This window comes from Kitasatospora sp. NPDC059803 (genome assembly GCF_042732255.1).
GTDB lineage: Bacteria > Actinomycetota > Actinomycetes > Streptomycetales > Streptomycetaceae > Kitasatospora.
This window is the reverse complement of sequence record NZ_JBHWIJ010000330.1, coordinates 3,565-8,895: the sequence shown is the minus strand read 5'-3', so window position 1 is coordinate 8,895 and position 5,331 is coordinate 3,565. Positions and strand designations below refer to the sequence as shown.

Below are 5,331 nucleotides of genomic sequence, written 5' to 3'. Positions count from 1 at the left end.
GCGGGCCCGCGCTCAAACGCTTGCCCCTCCGGGTAAAAAACACTCCCCCTGTCCGGCGTCCCGGGTAGGTGGCGGGCGCGCCCCGCGACCACCTCGTTCATCAGCTGGGTGTTCAGCGCGTTGAGCGCCTTCGGCCGGTTGAGCGTGATCAGCCCCACCCGGCCCTTGCGCTCGACCAGGATCGTCTCGTAGGTCTCGGTCTCGGTCATCGCCGTTGACTCCCATTCCGCTGCTCGGCGCCGCGCGGGCGCGCCCTGACCATCCAACGATCTACGACGCGCCCCGCCTCGCGCCAGTCTTGGTATGCGAGATGGTCGTCACGGGCCCGGCTCCCCGCTGCGGAGCCGGGGCCCAGGGCTCCGGACACGGGGCTCCGGACGCGGGGCGTCAGGGGTCAGAAGCGGACCCCGTAGCGCTCGGCCGCCTGCCGGACGGTCTCCGCCTTGACCTCGCCCCGGCGCGCCAGCGCGGCCAGCGCCGCCACCGCGACCGACTGGGCGTCCACGCCGAAGTGCCGCCGCGCCGCGTCCCGGCTGTCGGAGAGGCCGAAGCCGTCCGTGCCCAGCGACGTCCAGTCCTGCTCCACCCACGGGCGGATCTGGTCCGGTACCGCGCGCATCCAGTCGCTGACCGCCAGCACCGGCCCGGGCGCCCCTGCCAGTGCCCGCGTCACGTAGGGGACGCGCGCCGCCGCGCCCGTACCGGCCGCCGCCTGTGCCAGGTTGGCCGCGTCGCAGTCCAGCGCCTCCCGGCGCAGCTCCGTCCAGGAGGGTGCCGACCAGACGTCCGCCGCCACGCCCCAGTCCTCGCCGAGCAGTTGCTGGGCGGCGAGTGCCCAGCGCACGGCGGTGCCCGAGGCGAGCAGCTGGAGCCGCGGCGCGTCGCCGCCCAGCGAGGGCTCCGCCTGGCGGTAGCGGTACAGCCCGCGCAGGATGCCGTCGGTGACGTCAGCGACGGCAGTAACGTCGGTGACATCCGTGCCGGTCGGCAGCGGCGGCTGTGGCAGCGCCTCGTTGTAGACGGTCAGGTAGTAGAACACGTCCTCGCCGTGCGGGTGTTGGGGGCTGCTGCCGTACATCCGGCGCAGGCCCTCGCGGACGATCACCGCGACCTCGTACCCGAAGGCGGGGTCGTAGGACAGTGCCGCCGGGTTGGTGGAGGCGATCAACTGCGAGTGGCCGTCGGCGTGTTGCAGGCCCTCGCCGGTCATCGTGGTGCGTCCGGCGGTGGCGCCGATCAGGAAGCCTCGGCCCAACTGGTCGGCCAGGGCCCACATCTGGTCGGCGGTGCGCTGCCAGCCGAACATCGAGTAGAAGATGTAGAACGGGATCACCGGCTCGCCGTGGGTGGCGTACGCGGTCGCGGCGGCGGTCAGCGAGGCCATCGAACCGGCCTCCGTGATGCCCTCGTTGAGGATCTGGCCGGTTGCCGACTCCTTGTAGTGGAGCAGCTGGTCGCGGTCGACCGGGTCGTAGGTCTGCCCCAGCGGCGAGTAGATGCCGGCGCTCGGGAAGAGCGACTCCATGCCGAAGGTGCGTGCTTCGTCCGGGACGATCGGGACCCAGCGGTGGCCGGTGGCCTTGTCCCGCATCAGGTCCTTGACCAGCCGGACGAACGCCATGGTGGTCGCGATCTCCTGCGTGCCGGAGCCCTTGAGCAGCGTCTCGAAGGGTTTCGCGGGCAGCTCGGGCAGCGGGGTGAAGCGCACCCGGCGGGCGGGCGCGGGGCCGCCCAGCGCGGCGCGCCGTTCCCGGAGGTAGCGGGCCTCCGGGGAGTCCGGGCCCGGGTGCGCGTACGGGACCAGCTCGCCGGTCAGGGCACTGTCGGGAATGGGGAGTTCGAGCAGGTCGCGCATCGCCCGGAACTCCGCCCCGGAGAGCTTCTTCATCTGGTGGTTGGCGTTGCGGGCCTCGAAGCCGGGGCCGAGCGTCCAGCCCTTGACCGTCTGCACCAGAACCACCGTGGGGGCGCCCCGATGCTCCAGCGCCGCCCGGTAGGCGGCGTACACCTTGCGCGGTTCGTGTCCGGCCCGGGAGGTCGCGACGATCTCCAACAGCCGCTGGTCGTCAACGGTTTCGGCGATCGCCCGGAGTTCGGGCGCGGCCTGGAACAGGTGCTCGCGGACGTAGCGGGCGTCGGAGGCGGCGTAGGTCTGGAACTGTCCGTCCGGCACCGCGCCGAGCCGGCGCACCAGCGCGCCCGTGGTGTCGCGGGCCAGGAGGTCGTCCCAGGCTTCGCCCCACAGCGACTTGACGACGTTCCAGCCGGCGGCGCGGAACTGGCGCTCAAGCTCCTGGACGATCTTGCCGTTGCCGCGCACCGGTCCGTCCAGGCGCTGGAGGTTGCAGTTGACCACGAAGGTGAGGTTGTCCAGCCCCTCGCGGGAGGCGAGGGCGAGCGCGGCGGTCGACTCCGGCTCGTCCATCTCCCCGTCGCCGAGGAACGCCCAGACGTGCGAGCCGGAGGTGTCCTTGATGCCGCGCGCGGTCAAGTACCGGTTGAACCGGGCCTGGTGGATGGCCGACAGCGGTCCGAGGCCCATGGACACGGTCGGGAACTCCCAGAACCACGGCAGTCGGCGCGGGTGCGGGTACGAGGGCAGGCCGTCGCCGCCGGCCTCCTGCCGGAAGCGGTCCAACTGGGCCTCGCCGATGCGCCCTTCGAGGAAGGCGCGGGCGTAGACGCCGGGCGCGGCGTGGCCCTGGACGTACAGCTGGTCGCCGGAGCCGTCGGCCTCCTTGCCGCGGAAGAAGTGCTGGAAGCCGACCTCGTACAGCCAGGCGGCGGACGCGTACGTGGCCATGTGCCCGCCGAGGCCGCCGCGGTGGTTGCCCCTGGTCACCATGGCGGCGGCGTTCCAGCGGTTCCAGGCGGTGATCCGCCGCTCCATCGCCTCGTCGCCGGGGAACTCGGGCTCGGTGTCGGTCGGGATGGTGTTGACGTACGGGGTGTCCAGGAGCGGTGGGACGTCGAGCCGGCGCAGTTCGGCGTGTTCGACGAGGCGGCGCAGCAGGTGGGCGGCGCGGTGCGCTCCGCCGAAGTCGCGGGCGGCGTCCAGGGAGGCGCGCCACTCCGCGACCTCTTCGGGGTCGTGGTCGGGAAGCTGGTCGAGCTGGGACACGGATGGTTCCCCTTTGCCGGTGCTTCAGAGTGCCGATTCCGGGATGCGGAATAGCATTTCTCTCCATGGAAGGTCTCTATGGACGGTAGGGAGTGGTCCGGCGGCGCGTCAACCGCTACTGGAGGGTAATGTGAGCGATGATCGATCATCTTTGTGCGAACCATAATGTCGCACCGGGACCCCGCCCGGATCCGCTCAGGCGGAGCGGTCGGCGTACTCCAGGACGTGTTCCGCCAACAGCCGCCCGACCTCCGGATCCCGCCGCCGGAAGGCGTCGATCAGCGGAGCGTGGTCGGCCGCGTTCTCGTGCAGCTCCGGGCGGACCCGGTGCAGCGACAGCACCGTCCACACCTCCACGCCCAGCCCCTCCCAGGTTCGCAGCAGTGCCCCGTTGCCGGCGGCGGCCACGATCTCGCGGTGGAAGGCCACGCCGTGCCGGGCCTGCCCGAGCGCGTCACCCGCCCCGGCCGCCGCCGCCATCCGTTCCGCGTGCCGCTCCAGGGCGGCGGTGTCCCCGGCCAGCCGGACGACCGCCGCCTCGGCGGCCAGCCGCTCCAGGGCGGCCCGCACCTGGTAGACCTCGCGCAGTTCGGCCGGGCTGATCTCGCGCACCCGCACGCCCCGGTTGGGCTCGGCGTCGAGCAGCCCGAGCGACTGCAGTGAGCGCAGCGCCTCGCGCACCGGCGCCTGGCTGACGTTCAACTCGGCGGCCAGGCGCCGTTCCACGATCCGGTCGCCGGGCTGCCAGCGCCCGTTCAGCAGGCCCTCCAGCAGCAGTCCGCGCACCTGCTCGCCGAGCGGCACCCGGGACAGCGGGTCGGCGTCCCCGGCGGGCGGCAGCGGGATCGGGCGGGTCATGCGGGCTCCTTGATCGTGGTTCATGGCGCGTGGTTCATCACTCGTGGTTCATGGCGCGTAGTTCATGGCGCGTGGTGATGCGGGGCCGCAGCGCAGCCCGGTCAGGCCAGGCCCAACTCGTCGCCCACGCGCGGGGCGAGGAAGCGGGCGACCGCCGCCTCCCCGACCTCGGCGAGCGCGGCCGGGGACCAGCGCGGGGTGCGGTCCTTGTCGATCACCTGGGCGCGGATGCCCTCGACCAGGTCAGGCCCGCTCAGTGCGGCGCAGGAGACGCGGTACTCCTGGTCGAGCACGGCCTCCAGGGAGGGGAGCGTGCGGGCCCGGCGCAGTGCGGCGAGGGTCACCGTGACGGCCGTGGGGGAGTTGCCGAGGACCAGCTCCGCGGCCTCCTTCGCCTCCGCCACGCCGGAGTTCAGCAGTCGTTCGACGATCTCCTCGACGGTGTCGGCCGCGTAGCAGGCGTCGATCCAGCCGCGCTGCTCCGCGAGCGCGGACCCCGGCGCGGGCTCGGCGTGCGAGGCGACGGCGGCGGCGGGGTCGGGGCTCTCGGCCAGGGCGTCGAGCAGCGCCGAGATCCGTGTCGAGGGGACGAAGTGGTCGGCGAACCCGCACAGCAGCGCGTCACCGGGGCCCATCGAGGCCGAGGTGAGTCCGAGGTGGGTGCCCAACTCGCCCGGGGCGAGCGCGAGCAGCCGACTGCCGCCGACGTCCGGGACCAGCCCGATCCGGGTCTCGGGCATCGCGACGGTGGAACGTTCGGTGACGATCCGGAGCGCGCCGTGGGCGGACAGGCCGATGCCGCCGCCCATGGTGATGCCGTCCATCACCGCGACGTACGGCTTCGGGTAGTGGGCGATCAGCGCGTTCAGCCGGTACTCGTCGCGGAAGAAGGCCCGGGTGCCGGCTCCGCCGGCCCTGGCGTCGTCGTGCAGTGCGCGGAGGTCGGCCCCGGCGCAGAGGCCGCGCTCGCCGGCGCCGGTCAGGACGACGGTGCGTACCCGGTCGTCCGTGGCCCACTCGGTCAGCGTCGTGTGGACGGTGGTGATCATGCCGTGGGTCAGCGAGTTGAGCGCCCGCGGTCGGTTCAGCACGATCCGCCCGGCCCCGCCGTCCAGGGAGACCTGGACCTCCGCCACCTCTGCGTTCATCGGGTCCGTTCCCGTCGTTCGGTCGTTCGGTCGTTCCTCGGTCTTGACGACTCCTGTCGTCCACCGTACCGGGGCGGCGCGGAGCCGTGATCACCCGACCGGGCGGGGGGGGGGGGGGGGGGGCCGCCCCCCCCCCCCCCCCCGCGCGCGCCCCCCCCCCCCCCCGCCCCGGCCCCCGGGGGGGGGGACCGGCGCCCGCCGCGC

General features: G+C 73.3%; 3 protein-coding genes and 1 pseudogene. All 4 read right to left on the bottom strand.

What is annotated here, in order from left to right:
* Positions 1-209, bottom strand: a pseudogene (locus ACFV6I_RS34050) (enoyl-CoA hydratase); the annotation flags it as partial.
* Between the two features lie 185 nt (positions 210-394).
* Positions 395-3,121 (bottom strand): pyruvate dehydrogenase (acetyl-transferring), homodimeric type, encoded by a 2,727-nt coding sequence (aceE, locus tag ACFV6I_RS34045; protein WP_380429593.1) that lies wholly within the window; start codon positions 3,119-3,121, stop codon positions 395-397.
* A 195-nt stretch (positions 3,122-3,316) separates the two neighbouring features.
* Positions 3,317-3,979, bottom strand: coding sequence for a GntR family transcriptional regulator (locus tag ACFV6I_RS34040; protein WP_363366907.1), 663 nt, complete (start codon positions 3,977-3,979; stop codon positions 3,317-3,319).
* A gap of 101 nt (positions 3,980-4,080) precedes the next feature.
* Positions 4,081-5,127, bottom strand: coding sequence for an enoyl-CoA hydratase/isomerase family protein (locus ACFV6I_RS34035; RefSeq protein WP_380429590.1), 1,047 nt, complete (start codon positions 5,125-5,127; stop codon positions 4,081-4,083).
* Positions 5,128-5,331 lie beyond the last annotated feature (204 nt).

What these genes read in the sequence shown, in the direction of transcription:
- ACFV6I_RS34040 (WP_363366907.1), bottom strand. Translation starts at nt 3,979, where the DNA reads ATGACCCGCCCGATCCCGCTGCCGCCCGCCGGGGACGCCGACCCGCTG.
- ACFV6I_RS34035 (WP_380429590.1), bottom strand. Translation starts at nt 5,127, where the DNA reads ATGAACGCAGAGGTGGCGGAGGTCCAGGTCTCCCTGGACGGCGGGGCC.